The following is a 24944-nucleotide window of genomic DNA, read 5'->3' as shown; positions in this document are numbered from 1 at the left end:
TTCATAAGTAAATTATAACTTCTGATTAAATTTCTCCCCCCTTAGTTAAACACATTTTCTAAGTTTTTAAATACATCTTTATTTTCTTTAATCTTACCATCATTACCAAGAACCACTATATAATTCATCTTCATAACATCTGCTACTAATTTTGAGAAGTTATTAATATCCTTAACTGTAGTAGATAACACTTCTTTTCTTTCTTGCTGTCTATCCACCTTAGATATTCTTCTTATATAATAGCTAACTGCTGCATCTCCTGCCATGGATGGAGTTAATTGCATATCTAGTTCACTTATAGTTCCTATAATGTATTTTAGCATCTCTCTATCTGTAGTTGTAAAATTATCCAAGTATTTAGCTGCATTATCATAAGTCTTTAAGGTCTCTTTTATATTAGGGTCTCTATAACTAGCAAACATAAAATTACCACTTCTCACTATATTAGCAAAAGCTCCATAAGCTCCACCCTGTACTCTAACTTTATTCCATAGATAATCCATGCCAATTATAGTTTTTAGCACTAATAACTTTCCTGTGTACTCATATCCTAATTTTTTATAATTATATCCCTTTGCCACATATTGAACATTAGATGGAGTAAGCATTCCTTCATTTTTGTTTTCTTCATGGAAGCTATACTTATTAATTTGTACTTCTTCATCAGATAATACTTCTAATATCTCTGAAACATTCTTCTTTACAGCACTAACTTCTTCATCTTTACCAGTTACTGCCACTATTAAACTATTTTTATTAAATACCTTATTCATTATAGCTTGAAATTTCAAAATAACACTATCTATTCTATCATCAAAGTTATTTTCTATCTCCTTTAAGAATTTATAATACTCATATCCTGAAGTTTTTTCTATATATTCATAAGCAGGAGAGAAATAAGCTCCTAATCTTGTAGTTGCAACTTGATGTCCTCTATCCATAAGCTTCATTTCTATTCTTGATATTAGAACTCTTATAAGTTCTCTTATTCTCTTTTTATCTTCAAAGGATGTATTCTTAATTATATCTGCCAATATTTCTAAAGCTCTTGGAACTCTATCTACTACTACACTACAATGTCCTTCAAGGTAAGTACTATATCTAAGGACATCTTTACTATCGCCATATACTTCATTTTTAAAATATATTCCACCTGTATTAATTAGTATTTCATTAGATAAATCTACATAACTATAGGTTTTAGTATTAATTTTACCTAGTAGTGTGGTTAATAGACTTAGATAGGAAATATCTTCTTGTGCTATGGTTCTGCTATCAAACATAAAATCTAAGTAAGCAATTTTACTTGTAAATGCATCATGATGAAGTAGCTTCACTCCGGAAGCATCCTCCTCTATAACACTCAATTCTTCAACTTTCTGGTCTATATCATCTATAGATAATACTGGTATTGTTTCTAATATTTCCTCTGGATCAGGAGTATTTTGTCTATTTATTAAAGACTTTGTTTCATTAATTATGTCTTGTATTTCCTCAACAGACAGATTTTCTTTATATTCCATTAATCCAGTTCTTAATTTTTTATCCTTTTCATCTGCTAGCCCCCTTTTAGGCGCTAACACTATTAATGAGCTATGATTATTGTTTAATATATATTTTTCAATTAATTGCTCAAAATAATTTGAAGTTAGTGCTTTCTTTATTTTTTCCATATTTTTTTCATATTTTAAGTGAATTAACGGATCTCCATCATGTAGCCAGCTATCCATAGCTGTCATATAATAGAATAACCCTTTAGGCATGCCCTGAAAATCTGCTTCTCTTAACTTAAATTCTGTAATGTTTATGCATGCTTCTATTAATTTTTTATCAATTCCATTTTTAACCAACGATTTTAATGTATCAAACACTACATTCTTAAATTTTTCTTTTTTATTTGCATCACTATTTTTAAGTACTATACTAAATACCGGTTGTAAAATCCCATTATCAAAACTTCCATATACATCCTTTCCTAGGTTAGCATCAAGGATTGCTTGTTTTAATGGAGCTCCTTGAGTTTCTAATAAAAGATATTCCAAAACACTTAGACTAATATATAATTCATCATTAGTACATTCTCCAGTAACAAAGTTTAATGCCATGAAAGTTTTTTCATCTTCATTATCTTCATTAGAAATAGAGTATTCTGTTACAACCTCCTTCATTTCTTTAAAAGGCTTCTCTGGTAATATTTCAGCATCAATATCCTTTTTTTCAAAATTGTTTAAGTAATTGTCATTAATAAATGCTAATCTTTCATCTAAGTTTCCGTCTCCATATAAGAATATATAGCTGTTAGATGGATGATAGTATTTACTATGAAATCCTAAAAACTCCTCTTCAGTTAAATCTGGTATGAATTCTGGATCTCCACCTGATTCAAATCCATAGGTATTATGTTCAAATAAAGATTTTTGAATTCCTCTCATTAACACTCCATCTGGTGATGAAAATGCTCCTTTCATTTCATTATAAACTACACCCTTATAAGTTAGCTCATCTTCAGCATTTTCTAATTCATAATGCCAACCTTCTTGCATTAAAATTTCCTTTGTATTATATATATTAGGATAAAACACTGCATCTAAATATACATCCATTAAATTAAAAAAGTCTTTTTCATTTTTACTTGCTAGTGGATATATAGTTTTATCACTAAAGGTCATAGCATTTAGAAACGTGTTTAATGATCCTTTTATAAGTTCTACAAAGGGCTCTTTTGTAGGAAATTTGCGTGAACCACATAATACACTATGTTCTAATATATGAGCAACTCCAGTATCATCGCTTGGTGGTGTTTTGAACCCTATCGCAAATACTTTGTTAGAATCATCATTTTCCAGATGTAATAGTTTTGCTCCCGTTTTTTCATGTATAAAAACTCTAGCTATAGAATTTATTTCTTCAACCTTTTCTTCTCTATGCAACTTAAATCCATGATATATTTTTCCTAAATTATAATTCATCTTTCTCCTCCTGCTATTTTATTATTTTATCTTTTAATAGTACTATTATTATTTATCTCCCAAACTTTAATATTCATTATTATATTTTAATATAAATTTTAAATAACTTATAAGTACCTTTCCCTATGGAAAAGCGCTATACCTACTACTTAAATTATATCTTATATATACTATATATAAAAATATATACTTTTAAGTTTTTATTAATTATCTATTTATGATAAAAGGTATGAAACTAGCTCTCTAATTTCATACCTATAAGTTTAATATTATTGATATTCTTTTAGGATTGGAACAATTATTTTACCTAAAGTATTAACAAAATTTAATTCATCATAAGTAAACTCCTTATGATTAATTGATGCTGTTAAGTATATTACTCCAATTATATCTATTTTGTCTTTTAATAAGACTATAATATTAGATTTTAAATCAGGAATATTTTTAATTTCATCATATTCATCTATGCAATCCCAATCTACTCCACAAATATTTTCTCCTGAATTTATTGTAGCCTTAATCTTATTGTATTTACGTATTTCATCAAATTCATCCAGTGTTTCATCTATAGTTTTAGAGTATCTATTGACTAATTCCCCTTGTTTTATGGTAAACAATGTACATGAATCTGCTTCAACAATTTCTGTAATTCTATTAATTGTAATGGCAATTTTTTCATCTACATTTCCCTCTGAATTAATTAAATCTATGAATTCAATTAAAGTTGATACATTCTTATAGTCTTGATTTTCACTACCTACAAATATACCACTTAATTTATTTGTAGTGCTTATTTTAGAACCATAGGATTCTTCCCATACTCTAGTAGCATTACGACCACTATTTTTAGCTGCATATAAAGCTTGGTCTGTTTTTTCAATAAGCTCTTCATAGGTAGTCGTATGATTAGGATAATTAGCTACGCCTAAACTTACCGTTACTACTCTTTTATCTCCCATAACTTTTGCCTGATAAATTTTCACTCTAATTCTTTCAGCTATACTCTTAGCTTCCTCTATGCCTGTATTAGGTAATACTATAATAAATTCTTCTCCACCATATCTTCCTACTGCATCATCTTGTCTTATATTTTTTATAATTACTTCACATATCTTACTTAATACTTGGTCACCCATTCTATGTCCAAAGGTATCATTAATGGTTTTAAATTTATCTATATCTACCATTATAGTTGAAAATTCAGAGTTAAAATTAAAAGATCTGTCTATCTGTTCATGAATAAATGATTCTAAATACCTTCTTGTTAATGTCTTAGTCAACTTGTCTATAGTAGAATTTCTTTTTATATTAAGTTTATCAATTATCATATACAAGATTTTACCTATAGTTACACACTGGTGCATTGTCTCCTCATTTATGTTATTTAATTTCCTTTTACTTTCCACATATACATATCCTAACACATCATGATTATAATCATATTTACTCATACCTCTACTGTTTTTAGAAATTTGAGTTATTGGTATACACATAGCTGCTTTTATATCATTTTCGATATCATAACTTAGTATATTCCCATTGGCATCACAAATAACTTTTCTACTTAACCTAATAGGTATTCCCTTATTTCTAGCTATGTTAACTATAGACATATCATTTGGGAGTTCTACATCATTTCCATCACTTGACACTATAGAAAATCTATTATTATTCTCGATTATTATATTAGTTTTCGTTGCTAAACTAATATAACTTATATATTTGCATATGATGTCCATACTTTCTTGACTATTTCCACATAAGTTATTTAGTAAGTCCTCAATACTATCAATATCTGTAAGATAATCCTTAGATGAATCCTTTAAGGATTTTATAAATTCTTCATTTACAAAATCACTCTCTAATATAATTTGAAATAAATCTTCAATATTTTCTGTTGTATTAATATTTATTTGGTCTAACTTTATTCCTTTTCTTTGATTATAGTAACTTTTTATTTGTAATAGTATTCGAAAGCAATCCACCATGTTTCCTTGATTCTGTAAAAAAGATTTTCTATAGTTCTTAGGAATTTGCAATAATATATCCTGTATTATATCACAGGCCTCTGAAATATATAACGTTGCTTTAGCCCTATCTCCATTCTCATAATAGGTATATCCTATTTTATAATATATTTTCCAGGATAAATTAGAATTTTTAATATCCTTATATTGAGCTAATGCCTCTTCTAAGGCATCTATAGGCATACATTTATCTATAACAGCTTCAATATATGTTAAAGTCAATTTATTAAGATCAGACTTTATTTCATGTTCAAACTTTTTAATGTAATAAAATATTTCTGTAGCTACACTATTTAAATCTTGATTTAAAAGTTGTAAAACTCCATCGGATAACATTGACACCCTTAAATCTACATATAATATCTTTTCACTAGCCTCAATTACATCTTCTATACTTTTCATTTTTCTCTCTAAGAGTATCTTGTTTATAATACAAAGTAGCTCCATTTTATATTTCATTAAAGAATTCGTATTATCAAAAGCCTTTTTACCTTCTAATAAATAATCCATAGCTTTTTGTCTATTACCAATTAAGGAATTTATATAATATTCCAATATATAGTATGGAACTAATTCTTGCTCAAAAATTGAATTTCTTTCTATATATTTGTTGCATATATCTATATATCTAAAACATTCAGAATACTTTCCTTGTTTATATAATGTAGATGCCATATATACATAATTATAAAAATTCATATATATTAATTCATTTTGAGTAGCTATATTAGAGGCCTTATTTAAACACCTATATGCTTCATCATAATTTACTAAAACATAACTAAAAAATCCCATATTAGATAAAGCTATTACTTCATAAAACTTGTTTTGTTCAATCTTACTTATTTCATAAAGCCTATCAAACCAACTCAGTGCTTCATCACCATATTGATAATAATCACCATATATAACTCCAATGCTATTATATATTCTAGGTAGTGCCTTAGTATAGTTCTTTTCATAACATTCAGTAACTGTTCCTTTTAATATCTTTAAAGCTTCTTCTTCCTTACATTGGGCAATCAGTGCATTACAATAGCTATTATAGAAACCAACTTTATAATCCATATGCTCTTCTTTACAAAGGCTTATTCCTTCCTTACATACATCTTTAATCTTCTCATACTTTCCAGTATTATATGAATTTCTTACTATTATTCTTAAGTATTCTATAGTACCTTTTAAATAATCTACATTTTCTAGTGCTTTTGATATTTTCTTAGTATAGTGCTCAATCTCTTCTTCCATACACAAATCTATGTATATCCAGATCATTTCTACCATAATATCTATATTAGTAATTATCTTATCCTGAAACTTACATAGTTCTTGAGCTTTAATATAATATTCTAATGCTACACTTTTTTCAGATATACTATTGTATAACTTACCTAAATTCATATTAGTTTCTATTTCATCATTAATAAATTCATCTCGATTTTGAAACTTATCAATGATTTGAAGAATCTTAAAACTATATCTTATAGCTTCATTCACACTGTTTATATTCTCTAATCTCTGCTCGTTCTTCTTATAGTAGTATATAAGTTTTCTACTAAGCCCTAAAATCTCAAGATGATAGATAAGTTCTTCTATATAGATATTTAATTCATCATAGCAATATCGTTCAAGTACTACTACTATTTTTCTATGAGTATCTTTTTTTATAGATTGATCTACATCCTTGTATAGATAACTTCTTAAAAATTTATTATAAAAGGTATACACAAATCCATTATCGCCTATGGAACTATATAATATACCCTTAGCTACCAACTGATCAACTACATTATCTACATCACTTTCATTTGTTGTAAGTACATCTTTTAATACTCTTACTGGCATTGGTGTATAAAAGAATGAAATTATATATAAAATTTCATAGGATAGTTTGTCTACATCTTTTAATTGGGCTTCACAGACCTTTTCCATATTCACTGGCATATACATATCATGGTTATCAGGCTTATACCATCTACCATTTTCTTCGTTTAAATATATGATTTCTCTATTACATAAATCCTTTAAGGACTCTTCAATGAATAATGGATTTCCCATTGAATATTTATAAAATCTACTTATAAATTCATCGGATATCTTCTCAATATTTAATATATTTCTTAGCATCTTTGCAGAATTGCTCTCTGTTAATGATCTAAGGTGAACATTTAACGCAACTTTATCTGCAATGTATTCAATAAACTGTGTAAAATTATTGTTATTAAGGCAATCACCATCCCTATATCCAATAATAATAAGCACATTAGTCCTAAAATAGGTTTTGTTCAACATATATTGAATTAAATTTAGTGTTAATGTATCATACATATTCATATCATCTATAATAATTACCCCTGGATTATCATAGTAATACTCTTGTAAAAATGATGATATCTTAGCTATAAGTATAAGTCTCTCTTTATTTTCTAGCTTAAAATATCCCAAATTTTCATTATTATTATCTCCATAAATGTCTGGAGCTAGCAGCATTATTTCTTTCTTATATTTGCTAATTAAATTTTTATCTGCAATACTCACTATTTTTCTTAATAACTGTGCAATAGTAACCTTTGTAGATTCTTCTTTATTACTTTTCATATAAAAACATCTAAGTCTTTTATTTTCTTTAACATTCATAATGTATTTTATGTGTTTTAATAACCGAGTCTTACCTATTCCAATTTCACCATGAATTAATATAATATTTTTAGTTTCATGATATTTAACTATATGATTTATGGACTCCATAATCATTTTTAGCTCTTCATCTCTACCTATTAATGGGATATTAAAATTTAATTCTCTTTTTTCACTACTAACTTCATATTTAAAGTTCATGTTATATATGGAATTAACTTGTTTAATAATATCAAAAATACTATTTATTGAGTTATCTCTACTACTACATAGTTTATCTATTAAATTATATAGTTTTACTCCAAACAACTCTTTATATTCTTGTCCTTCATTACTTCCCATGTGTTTTGTAATTATTTTACAAGTTTTAGAATCTCTATATCTTCCTTTATTTTTTAATGAAATATTAATTAATATTTCACATAATCTATTTATATAGTATCTTTCTTCTTTAAATTTATTAGAAGTAACCTCTTCTATGTCTTCTGAATAACTAGCTATGCCTGTTTCTCTTGATTGTAAAAGTGCGGTTAATTTATCTTTTAATTTAACTTTAAAATCTAAACTTACATATATATTGTCATCACTAAATGGAACTACTTTCATATAATTGTAACTTTGATTATGTGCTACTACACATATTTCTAAAAATACTTTAATTAATATTTCTTCAGAAATGCCTTCTACAGCATCTAGCAATAACTTGTAATCACTATATACTTCTGTAGTGTAATAATAATTATCCATCTTATCTTTGTTATCTACACTGTTTACTACACCAAAATCTAAAATTCTTATAACATCATTTTTTATAGTGGGTATTTTTTCATATTCAGATATACAATAATTAATTATTTTATTTTCTATATTAGAATTATTTACAACATAAATGTTTACCATAGACATGTTATTATTTATGTCTATGGCTTCATATACAGAATAAATTCTATTTTGGTTTAATAATTCCACTATTTTATATCTTTCATTAATTATCTTCATATTTAGTACCTACCTAATTAAAATAATATTAAGTTTAATGTAGATTATTGTTAAATAACTCCCAACTATCTATCTTTATTACATATTATACCATACAGCACCATAATAATGTACTTATACATTTTCTTAATGACAAAATAATTTCTTGTATTTTTAGACAAATATCTTCAATTTAATATTAAATTTTAATCCTATTGTATACAAATATAAATTAAGTTAATATTTCATAACCATCTTCAGTAACCAGTATGGTGTGTTCCCACTGAGCAGATAACTTGTTATCTTCTGTAACGGCAGTCCAGTTATCATCTAACACAACAGTTTCCGGTACCCCTTCATTTATCATTGGTTCTACTGTAAATGTCATTCCTGGTAAGAGAATCATCCCTTCGCCTTTTTGTCCTATATGAGGTACAAAAGGTTCTTCATGAAATTCATTACCTACACCATGACCACCATAATCATAAACTACAGAATATCCTTTGCTAGTTGCAAGCTGATTTATAGCAAATCCTATGTCTCCTAAAGTATTAAAAGGTTTTATTTGCTCTATTCCTACCTTTAAGCACTCTTTAGCAGTTTGTACCAAATCTTTTGCTTTATCACTAACATTTCCCATGAGAAATGTTCTATTTGAATCACCATAATAACCATCTAGAATACAAGTTACATCAACATTAACTATATCACCATCTTTTATTATAGTTTCTTCGTCTGGTATACCATGACAAACCACACTATTTATAGATACACAGGTGCTCTTAGGAAAACCATGATATCCCAAAGGTGCTGGATATGCTCCATGGGATACTGTATATTCATGGACCCATCTATTTACTTCTTCTGTAGATATTCCTACTGTTATTTTTTCTTCTACCATATCTAGTATATCTTTAGTTAGAGCACAACTTTTTCTTATTCCATCTATATCCTTTTGAGATTTTATAATTTCTCTTGGTATTTTATATCCATACTGTTCACTTAACTTTTCTAAATACTTATCTTGCTCCATATGACACTTTTTGTATTTTAATCCACTTCCACACCAACAACTATCATTTCTATTTAATTTATCCATATTAACCTCCATCATAATTAACCTCTTACATTCATATATAAATCTATTACAAAATTACTCTATTTTATATACTATATGTTTTACTTCTATTATACCACTTATTCCTTCTTACCATATTTTAATAGTAAATAATAATAAAAAAGTTTTGTAGAAATACATCTACAAAACTTTAAACAATTAAAAATGATAAATATAAATATATCTTCCCTTTTTGTTCTTTAATAATTTTAAGTATTCGTATAAAGATACATGCTTTCTATTCAATGAATGCTGAGCTATGAATAAGTCATTTCTGTTTAATGCTACATTAAACTCTTTAGCATGTACTACTTGAGAATGATATATTTTTTTGTTACTGTCTGCATATTGTATAACATCACCTATCATAATATAAGTATATAGTTCATCAAACTTAGCTATTGCTTCTTCTACTGTTAACTCCTTAAATTCATCTGCCATATTATTTCCTTGGCCATCTTTGTTTCCCCAATATTTTCTAAAGTATTCCGCACTTCTCCATGTCAGGGAAACTTTCTTTAAAGCCATTGGATCTTTAGTATAACAAAACCAATCTGTAAACTTTCTATAATCTGACCCCTTCATTTTCATTCCGCCTGCTACTAAAACTTGACTTATAAAATTAGCACAGTCATTATCCTTAAATACAGGGTATTCTTTTACATTGGGAGTCTCTGCATAAGCTTCAGCATAAGCCTTTGCTCTCGCTCTATTATATACATAGTTTTTTCTATTGATTATCTCATCTTTAAGTTGGGATTTCCTTTTGATCCTTTTGATTATTTTAAGTAATCTTATACTCTTCATAATCAACCTCCCATCTTAAATATTAAAGCTAATTAGGTTGTAATTTAACCTCTATAATACTTATATACTCACAATCTACTAATTTGTTTACTCTTCTCTTCCATTACCAACAAAAAATAGTGCTAATAATCCTGCTCCAGTATGACTACCTATAGTCGGTCCTAAATTATTAATTATACACTCCTTAACTCTTCCGCTTTTTCTACAGAACTCTTCTAACAACTTTGCATCTTCTACACAATCTCCATGAGAAATAGTTATTAGTTGTTCTTCTCCTATGCTTCTTTCCTCAAATTTTTTTACAAGCTCTAGCATAGCCTTTTTTCTACCTCTAACCTTACTAAGAGGTATTAGTTTCCCCTCATTATTCATATGAAGTACCGGTTTTACACTAAGTAAAGTTCCCACCGTTGCAGCAGAACTTGATACTCTTCCACCTCTTTTTAAATGCTTTAAATCATCTACTGTAAAGTAATGATTTATTTTTAGTTTTATTCCTTCCGCAAACTCAACTATTTCTTCTTTTGATTTATTTTCTTTCATCATATCATAAACCTTATATACTAGTAATCCTATTCCCATACTAGCAGATAATGTATCTATTATAGTTATATCACAATCTGGATATTCTTCTTTCACACTTAAAGACGCATTTATTGCATTATTTACAGTTCCTGATAACCCTGAAGATAGTCCTATATAAATAATTGCTTTTCCTTCTTTTACTATATTTTTAAAAGCTTCTTCAAATTTATATACATTAATCTGGGATGTAGTATACATATCTCCAGTTCTTAAACCATCATAAAACTCTTTAATATCCAAAGTCTGACCAAAATAATCCTCTATATCTCGGCCTTTGAAATTACACCCAATAGGTAGACCTACTATGTTGGGTTGATTTATAAATTCAATAGGTAAATCGCTACCAGAATCAACTACTAAAACTACTTTGTTATTCATATATCATATTCCTCTCATTTATAAATTTATATAGCTTTTACTACATTCATTTTATATACTTAATTTTAATTATGGTCTCTTCTATATTATAATAGCTAGTTCAATTATTCATTTAATTATATATTAACAAAATAAAATAAGACCAATTATTATTAGTATTATAATCATTTTACTATAAGTTAAAACAATTTACATCAATACTATATTATAATTAGTCATATATTACCATATTTTATTAGTTTATTCTATATATTTACCTAATTTTCTAAACTTATAATATCTCTTAGTCAATAAAGAGTCTACAGGTTCTTTACTTAATCTTTCTAATACTTCTTTTAAATTTGCTTTTATACTTAAAATCATTTTATTTGAATCTTCCTGTGCTCCTCCTTTAGGTTCTTTGATAACCCTATCAATAACTCCTAAACCTAATAAATCTGAAGATGTTATTTTCATTATTTCAGCTGCCTCTTTAGCTTTAGTAACATCTTTATATAAAATAGATGCAAATCCTTCTGGAGATAAAATTGAGTATATAGAATTCTCAAGCATCCATACCTCATCAGCAACAGCAAGAGCCAATGCTCCTCCACTTCCACCTTCTCCTATAATCATAGAAACTATAGGAACCTTTAAATTACTCATAGTCATAAGGTTTTTAGCAATTGCCTCTCCTATACCACGCTCTTCTGATTCTATTCCACAAAAGGCACCTGGAGTGTCTACAAAAATAATTACAGGTCTTTTAAATTTTTCTGCTTGGAGCATAAGTCTTAATGCTTTTCTATACCCCTCTGGCTTTGGCATTCCAAAATTTCTTTCTATATTTTCTTTAGTACTATTTCCCTTTTGTATTCCAATAACTGTAACACTTTTATTTTCAAATTTAGCTATACCACCTACTATGGCACTATCATCGCCATAGCCTCTATCGCCTTTTAACTCTATAAAATCCTCAAATATACTATTAATATAGTTAAGTGCTGTAGGTCTCTTAATACTACGTGCTATACTTACCTTTTCCCACGAGCTAAACTTGTTATCCATCTACTTCCAACACCTCTATTCCTTGTATCTTCAATTCACATGTATTTTTATAATAGTACTAAGAGTACTCTTCATATCCTTCCTGTGTACAACTTTATCTACATAGCCCTTTTCCAAAAGAAATTCCGCTGTCTGAAAATTATCTGGTAGCTTTTGCTTTATTGTTTGCTCAATAACTCTTCGTCCTGCAAACCCAATAAGTGCATTAGGTTCAGCAAGTATTATATCTCCTATCATTGCAAAACTTGCTGTTACACCTCCAGTGGTTGGATCTGTTAGTACAGATATATATAGTAACCCCCTATCATTATGATAGGATAATGCTGCTGACGTTTTGGCCATTTGCATAAGAGAAAATATTCCTTCTTGCATTCTTGCTCCTCCAGAGCAAGTAAATATTACTATTGGAAGTTCCTCCTTTGTTGCTAATTCTATGGCTCGTGTAATCTTCTCTCCAACTACACTTCCCATACTTCCCATGAGAAAATTACTGTCCATAGCACATATAACTACAGTATTACCATCTATATTCCCTATACCTGCTATAACAGCCTCTTTCATATTAGTAACTCTTTGTATCTTACTTACCTTCTCCGTATATTCTGGAAAGTCTAAAGGATTGTCTGAAATCATATCTGCAAATAATTCTTTAAATGTTCCTTCATCGATTGTTTGCTTAATTCTTTCTCTTGCTGTAAGTCTAAAATGTCCTTCACAAGAATAACACACTTTTAAATTATTTATTAAATCTCCTCTATATATGGTATTACCGCATTTAGGACATCTAATCCACATTCCATCAGGTACTTGTGGTCTCCTTTTTATCTCACCCTCTTTATTGCTCGGTTTTACTTCTATATAAACATTTTTTTTAAATAATGACCTTAAATCTTTCATATAATTACCTCATTTAGATTTAAACTATTTAACTTTATTAAGATATGCTTCTAAGAACCCTGTATCAAAAGTTCCTTCTACAAAACTCTCATTAGTTAAAATATCAAGCTGAAGGTCTATGTTAGTACTAACTCCTTCTATTATGAATTCACTTAATGCTCTTTTCATTTTGCTTATAGCTTCTTCTCTATCTTTACCGTGAACTACAAGTTTACCAATCATTGAATCATAGCAGTGTGGAATTTTATATCCTTGATATACCGCAGAATCTAACCTAATCCCATTTCCACCAGGTACATATAAATTAGTTATTTCACCTGGACAAGGTCTAAAATTTTTATAAGGATCCTCCGCATTTATTCTACACTCAATAGAGTGACCTGTAATTTTTATATCTTCTTGTGAAAAACTTAACTTTTCTCCATAAGCTATCCTAATTTGTTCTTTTATTAAGTCAACTCCTGTTACCATTTCTGTTACAGGATGCTCTACCTGTATTCTAGTGTTCATCTCCATGAAATAGAACTTCTTATGCTTATCTACTAGAAATTCTATAGTTCCAGCATTTACATACCCTATAGATTTAGCTGCTTTAACTGCAGTCTCTCCCATTTTTTTTCTCATACTATCATCTATAAATACTGATGGTGCTTCTTCTAACACCTTTTGATTTTTTCTTTGTATAGAACATTCACGCTCACCTAGATATACTGTGTTTCCATAATTATCTGCTATGAGTTGTATTTCTATATGCCTTGGCTTTTCTATAAACTTTTCTATATACATCGAATCATCGTTAAATGAAACTTTCGCTTCTCTCTTTGCTGCATTAAAATCACTTATAAGCTGATTCTCATTATTTACAATCCTAATTCCTTTTCCTCCGCCTCCGCTAGAGGCCTTTATCATTACTGGATATCCTATTTCTTTAGCTATTACTATAGCTTCCTCTTCATTATTTATAATACCCTTTGATCCTGGTACTACTGGTATATTAGCCTTTTCCATAAGTTCTCTGGCTTTTGATTTATTTCCCATATTGTTTATATTTTCTGCTGTGGGTCCTATAAATTTAATATTACACTCTTCACACATCTTGGCAAATCTACTATTTTCAGATAAAAATCCAAACCCTGGATGAATAGCCTCTGCACCTTTTAAAATAGTAGCATTTAATATATTATTTTCATTTAGATAACTATCCTTTGAGGCTGATGGTCCAATACAAACACACTCATCTGCCATTTGTGCATGCAAAGCTTCTCTATCACCTTCAGAATATACAGCTACAGTTTGTATTCCCATTTCTCTACAAGCCCTAATTATTCTAACTGCAATTTCTCCTCTATTAGCAATTAATATCTTTTTAAACATACGGCTACCTCTCTTACTTTTATACTCCTACTGCGAAGGTTAATTCACATTCACAAGCTACTACTCCATCAACTGTGGCAATTCCTTTACCAATACCCATTGGTCCTTTTATCTTTATAATTTCAACTTCTAGTTTTAATCTATCACCAGGTATAACTTTTCTCTTAAACCTAGCATTTTTTATCCCACCGAAGTAGGCTATCTTGCCTCTAAACTTTTCATCATAAAGTAATGCAATGGCACCAACTTGTGCAAGCGCTTCTACTATTATCACTCCAGGTAATACAGGTTCTTGCGGAAAATGACCTTGAAAAAAATATTCATTCATAGTTATATTTTTATATCCTACCGCTTTTTTCATTGGTTCTAAACCTTCTATTTGATCCACAAATAAAAATGGATATCTATGAGGTATTATTTCTTGTATCTCTTTTATATTGAGTTTTATTACATCACTTTCTATTGCATCCAACATTATTTATATTACCTCCTTTATATAATCTATATTTCTAAAGTTTTATAGCCATTATAGGCTGACCAAATTCTACTACATCTCCATTATTAACAAATATTTTAGCCACCGTTCCTTCAACTTCACATTCAATTTCATTCATCAATTTCATAGCTTCAATTATGCACAGAATTGACTCCTTTGATACTGAATCTCCTATTTTTATATAAGGTTCTCCATTTTCTGTAGGTGAAGAATAATATGTTCCTACCATAGGTGACTTAACTATAAAGCATTCTTCTAAATTACTCTCTTCAGTAATTATTTCTTCATGCTTTGTTGATATTACTGAAGTATTATCATTTGCATTATTAGTATGATTAACATACTCTATATCACATTTATCTGTGATTTTAGATTGATTTAATCCTCTAGCATCTTCATTATAAATAATTTTGCTAGAATCATTTTTGCTCATCCTTATTCTAAGTCCTGCTTCTTCTAGTTCTAATTCCTTAAGATCGGAATCATTTATTAATTTAATTAGCCTTTCAATTGCTTCATAATTCATAATTTATTCCTCCCATTTCTTAAATAAAAGTGTAGCATTATGACCACCAAATCCTAAGGAATTAGACAAAGCATATTTTAGTTCTGCTCTTCTTCCAATATTAGGAACATAATCTAAATCACAATCTTCATCCTTCTCTTCAAGACCAATAGTAGCTGGAATAAACCCTTCCTCTAAAGCTTTTATACATACAATTGATTCTATAGCACCTGATGCTCCCAATAAATGTCCTGTCATTGATTTTGTAGAACTAACTGGGATCTTATAGGCTTGCTCTTTAAATAAATTTTTAATAGCTATAGTTTCAAATTTATCATTATATGGAGTACTAGTTCCATGAGCATTAATATATGATATATCTTCTAAGCTTACATTTCCTTCTTCTATGGCAAGTTGCATAGCTCTTGCTGCCCCTTCTCCATCAGCACTAGGCTGAGTGATATGATAGGCATCACAAGTAGCTCCATATCCAATAACTTCACCATATATTTTTGCACCTCTTGCCTTTGCATGCTGGAGCTCTTCTAAAATTAAAACTCCTGCTCCTTCACCCATTACAAATCCACTTCTATTTTTATCAAAAGGAATAGATGCTTTTTTAGGATCCTCACTCTTACTTAAAGCCGTTAATGCAGTAAATCCAGCAAGACCTATTGATGTTATAGATGCCTCTGTCCCACCTGTAATCATCACTTCTGCTCTATTTGCCTTTATCATCTCAAAAGCTTCACCTATACTATTAGTTCCTGTAGCACAAGCTGTCACTACAGATAGGCATGGCCCTTTAGCACCATATTTAATAGCAACATTTCCTCCTGCCATATTCTCTATCATCATAGGAATTAAAAATGGTGATACCTTAGTTGTATCTCTTTCTAACATTCTTTTATATTCATTTTCTAATGTATCGAGTCCACCAATTCCTGAACTAATTAAAACACCTAATCTATATTTATCAATACTATCTAAATCTAAATTTGAAGATTTTACTGCCTCCTCTGCTGCTGCCATAGCAAGTTGACAATATCTATCCATCCTCTTAGCTTCTTTTCTATCAATAACCTCTGTAGGGTCAAAATCTTTAACCTCTGCCGCTATTTTAACTTTAAACTTTTCTACATCCATAGATTTTATAAAATCTATGCCACATTTACCATTCTTAACTCCATCCCAAAAGCTGTTAATATCATTACCAATAGGAGTTAATGCTCCCATACCTGTGATTACCACTCTTCTATTCACTTTATATGTCCTCCTTAAATAACTACATTACCATTCCGCCATCTACATTTATAACTTGACCTGTTATATAGTCTCCACCCTCTGATGCAAGAAAAACTACAGTCCTTGCTACATCTTCTACATTTCCAAATCTATTTAAAGGAATTAGTCCTAACATACCATCCTTTACTTTTTCACTTAATACATCTGTCATATCACTTTTTATAAATCCTGGTGCTACAGCATTTACAGTTATACCTCTAGCTCCTACTTCCTTAGCTATTGACTTAGTAAGTCCTATAACACCTGCTTTAGATGCTGCATAGTTTGCCTGCCCTGCATTCCCTACAACTCCTACTACAGAAGAAATATTTATAATCTTTCCACTTCTCTGTTTAAGCATGTGAGACACTGCACTCTTACAAGTATTAAATACACCCTTAAGATTTATATCTATAACCTTATCAAAGTGCTCTTCTTTCATTCTCATAATTAATCCATCTTTTGTTATTCCTGCATTATTAATTAATATGTCTATAGTTCCAAAAACTTTTACCGTTTCATCTATTAATTTTTTTCCTTCTTCGAAACTACTTATATCTCCTTTTACTAAAATAGCATTTCCTCCAAGACTTTTTATTTCCTCGGCAACTTTTTCTGCCTCTGCATCACTACTAACATAATTTATAACCACATTAGCTCCTTTTTTACCAAACTCTATAGCTATAGCTCTTCCTATACCTCTACTTCCTCCAGTAACTACCACATTCTTTCCTTTAAACATATATATATCCTCTCCTATACATGAGCTTCTTGTAAATATTTCAATGTACTATAAATTGATTCTTTATCCTCAACATTTAATATTTTTACATCTTTACTTATCTTCTTTACAAAACCACTAAGGGCTTTTCCTGGTCCAACTTCTATAAAAGTATTAATTCCCATATCAATCATATTTTCTATAGTCTTTTGCCATTTCACAGAAGATTTAACTTGAGCTTCTAACAACTGTCTAAGTTCCATTACGTTTTGTAAAACCTCTCCTGTAACATTAGGTATTACTTCTATATTGCTTTCATTAAAAGTTACCTCACTTAATACATCTCCTAATTTTTTAGATGCATTTTCCATTAATTCTGTATGAAATCCTCCACTTACTGGTAACTTAACAATTTTCTTAGCACCTTTAATTTTTAAACTTCTCATAGCTTCTTCTACTAAGAAATCCTCTCCTGAAATTACAATTTGAGAACTACAATTATAATTTGCTATACCTATTATTCCTTTATCACTAAGTTCATTACATACTTCTTCTATAATTTCTATTTTCCCACCAATGATAGCCGCCATGGAGCCGTTAGTTTTATCACTATCTTCCTTCATGAATATTCCTCTTTCTCTTACTACTCTTAATCCTTCTTCAAAATTCATAATTCCACTTGAGATTAAAGCAGAATATTCTCCAAGGCTCAATCCTGCAACAACCTTAGGATTTATTCCATGAAATTTTAAAATTTCAAATAATGCTATTGAAAGAGTTACTATAGCTACTTGATTATTTTCAGTAGAGGTTAGTTCTTCTATGGGACCATTGAAGCATAACTCACTTATATCTTTATTTAAAATTTTGTTAGCTTTTTCAAATACTTTCTTAGCTTCTAAGAATTCTTCATGTATTTCCTTTCCCATACCTACGTACTGACTTCCTTGGCCTGGGAAAATAAATGCGATATTTTTCATAGTTACCTCTCAACTTTAAAATTTATTTATCATGGATTTTAGTAATGTTTCAGTACCTTCTACAAAATCTTTAATTATTTCTTCACAACTTTCTTCCTTTTTTATTAAAGCTGCAATTTGACCTGCCATAATAGAACCATTATCTACATCACCGTCTATAACAGCCTTTTTAAGTCCACCAACCCCTAATTGTTCTAGCTCTTCAGCTGATGTACCTAACTTTTCAAGTCTTAAATATTCTCTAGATAATCTATTTCTAAGAACTCTTACAGGATGCCCAGTACTTCTACCTGTAACTACTGAATCTATATCCTTTGATTCTATTACCTTTTTTTTATAATTTTCATGAATAGTGCACTCATTCGCTGCTAGAAATCTAGTTCCTACTTGAAATCCATTAGCACCTAATGCTAATGCAGCCAACATTCCTCTAGAATCTCCTATACCACCAGCTGCTATAACAGGTATATTTACAGCATCTACAACCTGAGGAAGAAGTGCCATAGTTGTAAGTTCTCCTATGTGTCCACCAGCTTCACAACCTTCAGCAATTACCATATCTGCTCCACTTCGCTCCATTCGTTTTGCAAGCCCTGTTGAAGCTACTACTGGAATAACCTTAATATTATGATCTTTCCACATATTCATGTATTTACCTGGGTTTCCTGCACCTGTTGTAACAACCTTTACTCCTTCTTCACAAACAATCTTAGCAACCTCATCAGCATTATCACTAAGAAGCATTATGTTTACTCCAAAAGGTTTATCTGTAAGCTCTTTAGCTTTTCTTATTTCTAATCTAACATTTTCTGGAGAGTTATTTCCTGCCGCTATAATTCCAAGCCCTCCCGCATTTGATACGCTACTTGCTAATACACTATCTGCAATCCAAGCCATAGCCCCTTGAATTATTGGGTATTGTATTCCTAAAGCTTCACATATATCTGATTTGAACATATATACCTCCTATGGTTAAGGTCAGATAGATAGCTATCTGACCTTTTGTTTTAATTAACTTTGCTTTCTATATAGCTTGAAATATCTTGAACATTTTTTATGTTTTCTATATCCTCATTTGGAATTTCAATATCAAACTCTTCTTCTAAACTCATAACAATTTCAAATATTTCTAGAGAATCTATTCCTAAATCATCTGTAAAACTTGCTTGTATATTTAGTTCCTCTACCTCTACACCTAGTTCTTTTGCTATAACTTTTTTTACTCTTTCTAATACCATTTTTTATTCCTCCTATATATTTTAAATTATTTATTCCATTTTAACAGTGCACTACCATAGGTTAGTCCACCACCAAATCCTATAATTACTATGTTACTTCCTTGTTTGATTTGACCATTTTTATTTGCTTCATCTAAAGCTATTGGAATACTTGCACTAGATGTATTACCCTTTTTGTCTAAATTTATAATGAATCTAGATAAAGGTATATCAATTTTCTTACTAACACTTTCTATCATTCTTATATTAGCTTGATGTGGAAGTATAAAATCTATATCATCCTTTTTTATATTGCTTTTTTGAATAATTCTATTAAATTCCTCTTCCATAACCTTAACAGCAAACTTATAAATATCTTTTCCATTCATCTGAATCTTATTATTATTTATAACTTCCTTGGTACATATATTCTCCATAGGAAGTATGTCACAAGTAAGGGATTCACCTTTAGATCCTACACTTTTACAGTTGATATAACTTATATGCTCTTCAGAATCTTTTCCTATAACTACAGCTCCTGCTCCATCTCCAAATAATACACAAGTATTTCTATCTTCCCAATTTACGATTTTAGATAATACCTCTGCTCCAATTATTAAAGCTTTTGTAGCCCTACCTGTTTCTATATATCCCTTAGCTATATCTAACGCAAATATAAACCCACTACATGCAGCATTTATATCAAAAGCCATAGCATTTACAGCACCTATTTCCTTTTGTACATTACATGCAACTGATGGAATTAAACTATCTGGTGAAACTGTAGCCACTAAAATTAAATCAATTTCTTTACCATCTACATTACTATCCTCTAAAGCCTTTAGAGCTGACTTTATTGCTAATTCTGAAGTATCTTCTCCAGTAGAAATTCTTCTTTCCGCAATTCCAGTTCTCTCTCTAATCCAGCTATCTGAAGTATCTACAATATTCTCTATATCTTTATTGTAAACTATATTAGATGGTGTATAAGAACCTGTTCCTAGTATTCTTGAACCAATCACATTTATTCTCCTTTACTTATTTTTTAAGATTGTATTTTGACTTAAAGAAGCTATTTACTTTCTCTAGAGATCTTATTAGCACTTCTTCCTCTTCATCTGTTAAACCTTTTATAGTTTCACTAATCATGTCCTGATGAAATTTTTCATGAACTCTATATGCTAACTTTCCTTTTCTAGTAAGAGCTATCATTACAGATCTTCTATCTTCTTCTCCTCTTGTACGTTCTACATATCCTTTTTTTACAAGTTTCGTTATGGCTGTAGTTAAAGTACCTACTGTAATATTTAAATCATTTGCTACTTCCGTCATTGTTCTTGGATGATACATTCCTATAGCTTCAATAGTATGTATCTCTGTAACCGATAAATCTTTAAGTACTCCTTCTTGTAGAGCAGTTTGTTCAATCTCTAGAATATCATTAAATATAGTTACTAATAATTCATTTAATACGTATTTATTTGAATTTAAGGATTTCATTCTACTTTATTCTCCTTTTGTTTGACTTTCAAATAGTTTGATAATCAAAGTATATTACTAAAGAAAAACAAAGTCAATATATTTTTTTTACTTTTATTTTTACCAAAAATTTAACTTGTCACAATTTATTCATTTTTACCAAAAATAAAGTCTAGATAAATCTAGACTTTATTAAAAATTTAATATCCAATTATCCCTGTATATCCCAAAGGATCTATTGGAACTCCATCTACTCTTATCTCAAAATGTAGATGTGGACCTGTGCTATCTCCAGTATTACCAACTTCTGCTATAACTTGCCCTCTTAGAACCTGTTCACCTTCAGACACATTTAATTTGCTACAATGTGCATATACAGTCTGCAAGTTATCACTATGGTCGATTATTACTACTTTACCATACCCATCTGCCATCCCTGAAAAGCTCACTGTTCCATCTAATGCAGCTTGAATTTCAGTACCTGTATTAGCAGCCAAATCAATTCCCTTATGATAATATCCTTCTCTCTTCTCACCAAAAGTGGAAGTTAGTATACCTTTTATAGGTGTTGTTATTGAATTGTGTAAAAAAACCTCTCTATTTATTTGGGTATTCCCCCTACTAAGAGGCGTAAAAGCAACTTGCGAATTATTAGTCTTTTGTATATATTTAACCTGATTTTCTTTTGTAACTGTAAAGTTAATTAAACTGTTATCATTTGTATTATTGTATCCTATTATTTTATTAGAAATTTCACTTTCACTTAAAACATCTTCTTTATTACAAATTATTTTTTCATATACTATCTTATTATTTACAGCAATATCTTTAACATTATCTATATTACATGTATCTATATAGATATCTCTTACTTTATTAAGAGCATTGTTACCTGTGGCTTCATCAGCAACTATGCCAATTTCTACACCATCTGATTTCATAACTACTGCCTTTATTTTTTCATTCGCTTTTACATTTTCTTTTGCTTCTACCGGATTCATGGTAATCATAGTTAAAATACATAAGAGTGATACACATACTATAACTAATTCTCGTAGTATATTTTTCATCATTGTATTACCTCCCTACTACAATGATAATATACCCCATTGAAATTATTTTAAACATAATGTACAAAACAATAGTCAATTTTATTATTAATAAAATATTAATTTTATATACTAATATCTATACATTTATTAATTATTAAATTTTACTTTTAATAGGTTTACTATATGATATACTAAGGTTATAATATAATTCTTAATTGAAACTTATTCTAAAAGGTTATAAAAATAGAGCAATAAGATATAACTTATATAACAAATAAATAATTTATTTACTTATATATAATTATAACCTTAGTTTTCAACAAGAGTTTAATGTAATGCTATTACATTACGATAACATGGAAAGGTTGAGATTTTATGAGTACTTTTATGTTTAAAACCAAAAATTTAGATTATACTCCCGTAAGCAATGTGTTTATAGATAACTTCATGGCAAAGGCTAGAGGCGAGTATATAAAAGTTTATTTACTTGGTCTTAAATATTGTGTTAGTGGAGAAATCGGTGTAAACTCAACTCTTATAGCTTCAGCTCTATCCTTATTAGAAACTGACGTAATAAATGCTTGGAATTATTGGAATGACGAAGGTGTTATAAGATTAGTTCCCATAGATAATATGGGAAATTATAATATAGAATTCTTAGAACTAACTAAGGCTCCCGATAACGGAAAATCTGTGAATTTATTAAAAGAACTAGATAATTCTATGGTTAAAGATATGTTGCAAGATATAGAAAGATTATTAGCACGTCCACTTTCGCCCAAAGAAATGACTACTTATCTCGGATGGCAAAACGACTTTAATTTTTCTCCTGAAATTATACTTTTACTTATAGAATATTGTGTTTCTAAAGGAAAATCTGACTATAGATATATTGAGAAAATAGCTGTATCTTGGAGTGATAACAATATAACTAGTATAGACGAAGCACAAGACTTTATAAAAAAGCATGAGGATAAATGGATTAATATAAGAAAAATCTTAACTTATTTAGGTCTGAAAAATGGTGATGTTATGAAACCTCAAGAAGAGCTTTTGGAAAAATGGTTAAATGTATATAATTTTTCTTTAGAAATTATATATAAAGCTTGTGACATTTGCTTTGAAAGACTAAATAGAGCCGACTTTAAATATATTGATGGTATACTTAATAGTTGGTTTAAAGACAAAATTAAAACTCTTCAAGATATTGAGTTAAAAGACAAGAAAAAAATTAATTTTAAACCTATTGTTAATGAAGTTTCAAATACCAATACAAAAAAAGGCAAAGGTAAATTTCATAGTTACGATCAAAGGACCTATGATTTTGAAGATTTAGAAAGAAAACTTTTAGGATGGGATAATAATGACTAATAAATATCATTTAGAAATTATGAAACTTTATGATAAAATAAAGGAAAATCAAAAAAATGCTTTAGAATTAAGAAAATCAGAAGTAAAAAAACGTGTTCCTGAAATAGATGATATTGAAAATCATATAGGGAAGCTATGTATTAAGGTTTCCCTAGCCGCCTTTCAGGATGCGCCTAATAGAGAACAACATTTAAAAGAACTAAAGGAAAATATAACTAATTTAAGAGTTAAAAAGACTGAGTTACTGGTATCAAACGGTTATCCTTTAGATTATCTAGATATTCATTATAATTGTAATAAATGTAATGATACTGGATTTATAGGATTACAAAAATGTAGTTGCTATAAACAAAAACTTAATAGTTTTTATTATAGAAATAGTGATTTATTCATAGTTTCTGATGATCATAATTTTGCTAATTTTAATATGGACTTCTATAGTGATAAAAGAATTGGCCGTGAAAAATATAGTCCAAAGGAAAATATGAAAAGCATTGTAAATCAATGTTTTAGATATATAGCAAACTTTGAGTCAACATTAGAAAATCTTCTTTTTTATGGTAATCCAGGCACTGGAAAAACCTTTTTATCTCACTGTATCGCAAAAGAATTAATAGATAATGGATATTTTATAGTGTATAAGACTTCTGAAGAATTGATTAAAAACTTAAAAGATATAAGATTTAATAACAATTCAACTCTAGAAGATCACCTAATTAATTGTGATTTACTTATAATAGATGACTTAGGTACAGAAGTATCCTCAGAATTTGCTATATCTGAGTTATTTAACCTACTAAATACAAAGCTTCTAAGAAATAAAAAAATGTTAATATCTAGTAACTTTTCTTTAGATGAATTATTATCTATCTATTCAGAACGTATTACCTCTAGACTTTTTGGTAATTTTTCTTTGTTTAAGTTTTATGGTGATGATATAAGGCTTCAAAAAAATTTAAATAGTAAAGCATCCTCTAAATAATTTCATTTGATCAAAGGCATCCTAACTTATACTTATATTAA

At 29.0% G+C, this 24944-nt stretch carries 20 protein-coding genes; 2 read left to right on the top strand and 18 right to left on the bottom strand.

What is annotated here, in order from left to right; all coding sequences use genetic code 11:
* Window positions 1–41: 41 nt before the first annotated feature.
* From B3B03_RS01135 to B3B03_RS01050, 18 genes are all read right to left on the bottom strand, one after another.
* On the bottom strand, window positions 42–2969 hold the full coding sequence (locus B3B03_RS01135; RefSeq protein WP_346876265.1) for an insulinase family protein: 2928 nt from the start codon (window positions 2967–2969) through the stop codon (window positions 42–44).
* Between the two features lie 269 nt (window positions 2970–3238).
* On the bottom strand, window positions 3239–8632 hold the full coding sequence (locus tag B3B03_RS01130; protein ID WP_346876264.1) for a diguanylate cyclase: 5394 nt from the start codon (window positions 8630–8632) through the stop codon (window positions 3239–3241).
* Window positions 8633–8843: 211 nt separating this feature from the next.
* Entirely contained in the window at window positions 8844–9710 is an 867-nt protein-coding gene (gene map, locus B3B03_RS01125) for a type I methionyl aminopeptidase (protein WP_346849194.1), read from the bottom strand.
* 177 nt (window positions 9711–9887) lie between these two features.
* Entirely contained in the window at window positions 9888–10535 is a 648-nt protein-coding gene (locus tag B3B03_RS01120; protein ID WP_346849193.1) for an amidase domain-containing protein, read from the bottom strand.
* Between the two features lie 87 nt (window positions 10536–10622).
* Window positions 10623–11498: a DegV family protein gene (locus tag B3B03_RS01115; protein ID WP_346849192.1), complete on the bottom strand. Its 876-nt coding sequence runs from the start codon at window positions 11496–11498 to the stop codon at window positions 10623–10625.
* A 240-nt stretch (window positions 11499–11738) separates the two neighbouring features.
* A complete protein-coding gene (locus tag B3B03_RS01110; RefSeq protein ID WP_035134571.1) occupies window positions 11739–12545 on the bottom strand; it encodes an acetyl-CoA carboxylase carboxyltransferase subunit alpha in 807 nt (268 codons plus the stop codon).
* 30 nt (window positions 12546–12575) lie between these two features.
* On the bottom strand, window positions 12576–13442 hold the full coding sequence (accD, locus tag B3B03_RS01105; RefSeq protein ID WP_346876263.1) for an acetyl-CoA carboxylase, carboxyltransferase subunit beta: 867 nt from the start codon (window positions 13440–13442) through the stop codon (window positions 12576–12578).
* Between the two features lie 24 nt (window positions 13443–13466).
* Entirely contained in the window at window positions 13467–14816 is a 1350-nt protein-coding gene (locus B3B03_RS01100; protein ID WP_035134569.1) for an acetyl-CoA carboxylase biotin carboxylase subunit, read from the bottom strand.
* A 19-nt stretch (window positions 14817–14835) separates the two neighbouring features.
* The gene (fabZ, locus tag B3B03_RS01095; protein ID WP_414632261.1) at window positions 14836–15264 is read right to left on the bottom strand and encodes a 3-hydroxyacyl-ACP dehydratase FabZ; all 429 of its coding nucleotides are present in this window, start codon (window positions 15262–15264) and stop codon (window positions 14836–14838) included.
* A gap of 61 nt (window positions 15265–15325) precedes the next feature.
* Window positions 15326–15838 (bottom strand): acetyl-CoA carboxylase biotin carboxyl carrier protein, encoded by a 513-nt coding sequence (gene accB / locus B3B03_RS01090; protein WP_346849189.1) that lies wholly within the window; start codon window positions 15836–15838, stop codon window positions 15326–15328.
* A 3-nt stretch (window positions 15839–15841) separates the two neighbouring features.
* A complete protein-coding gene (gene fabF / locus B3B03_RS01085) occupies window positions 15842–17080 on the bottom strand; it encodes a beta-ketoacyl-ACP synthase II (protein ID WP_346849188.1) in 1239 nt (412 codons plus the stop codon).
* 22 nt (window positions 17081–17102) lie between these two features.
* Complete coding sequence (gene fabG, locus B3B03_RS01080) at window positions 17103–17843, bottom strand: 3-oxoacyl-[acyl-carrier-protein] reductase (RefSeq protein WP_346849187.1); 741 nt, start codon at window positions 17841–17843, stop codon at window positions 17103–17105.
* Window positions 17844–17857: 14 nt separating this feature from the next.
* The gene (gene fabD, locus B3B03_RS01075; RefSeq protein WP_346849186.1) at window positions 17858–18802 is read right to left on the bottom strand and encodes an ACP S-malonyltransferase; all 945 of its coding nucleotides are present in this window, start codon (window positions 18800–18802) and stop codon (window positions 17858–17860) included.
* A gap of 15 nt (window positions 18803–18817) precedes the next feature.
* The gene (gene fabK, locus B3B03_RS01070; protein WP_346849185.1) at window positions 18818–19759 is read right to left on the bottom strand and encodes an enoyl-[acyl-carrier-protein] reductase FabK; all 942 of its coding nucleotides are present in this window, start codon (window positions 19757–19759) and stop codon (window positions 18818–18820) included.
* 50 nt (window positions 19760–19809) lie between these two features.
* Window positions 19810–20040 (bottom strand): acyl carrier protein, encoded by a 231-nt coding sequence (acpP, locus tag B3B03_RS01065; protein WP_035134562.1) that lies wholly within the window; start codon window positions 20038–20040, stop codon window positions 19810–19812.
* A gap of 26 nt (window positions 20041–20066) precedes the next feature.
* A complete protein-coding gene (locus B3B03_RS01060) occupies window positions 20067–21041 on the bottom strand; it encodes a beta-ketoacyl-ACP synthase III (RefSeq protein WP_346849184.1) in 975 nt (324 codons plus the stop codon).
* Window positions 21042–21057: 16 nt separating this feature from the next.
* Window positions 21058–21519 carry a MarR family winged helix-turn-helix transcriptional regulator gene (locus B3B03_RS01055; RefSeq protein ID WP_035134559.1) on the bottom strand — a complete coding sequence of 154 codons (462 nt, stop codon included), beginning with the start codon at window positions 21517–21519 and terminating at the stop codon, window positions 21058–21060.
* A 179-nt stretch (window positions 21520–21698) separates the two neighbouring features.
* Window positions 21699–22571 (bottom strand): M23 family metallopeptidase, encoded by an 873-nt coding sequence (locus B3B03_RS01050; RefSeq protein ID WP_346876262.1) that lies wholly within the window; start codon window positions 22569–22571, stop codon window positions 21699–21701.
* Between the two features lie 354 nt (window positions 22572–22925).
* Between B3B03_RS01050 and B3B03_RS01045 the strand changes: the two genes are divergently transcribed.
* Together B3B03_RS01045 and B3B03_RS01040 are read left to right on the top strand one after the other, a co-directional pair.
* Window positions 22926–23921, top strand: a complete 996-nt coding sequence (locus B3B03_RS01045; RefSeq protein WP_346849182.1) for a DnaD domain protein — start codon at window positions 22926–22928, stop codon at window positions 23919–23921.
* Window positions 23914–24903 carry an ATP-binding protein gene (locus B3B03_RS01040; protein WP_346849181.1) on the top strand — a complete coding sequence of 330 codons (990 nt, stop codon included), beginning with the start codon at window positions 23914–23916 and terminating at the stop codon, window positions 24901–24903. Before B3B03_RS01045 ends, B3B03_RS01040 begins: the two co-directional genes overlap by 8 nt.
* Window positions 24904–24944: the final 41 nt, after the last annotated feature.

The organism is Clostridium sp. UBA5712 (genome assembly GCF_002419845.1).
GTDB classification, from domain to species: domain Bacteria; phylum Bacillota; class Clostridia; order Clostridiales; family Clostridiaceae; genus Clostridium_J; species Clostridium_J sulfidigenes.
Note: the sequence above shows the minus strand (reverse complement) of the source record. Positions and strands in the feature narration are given on the sequence as shown.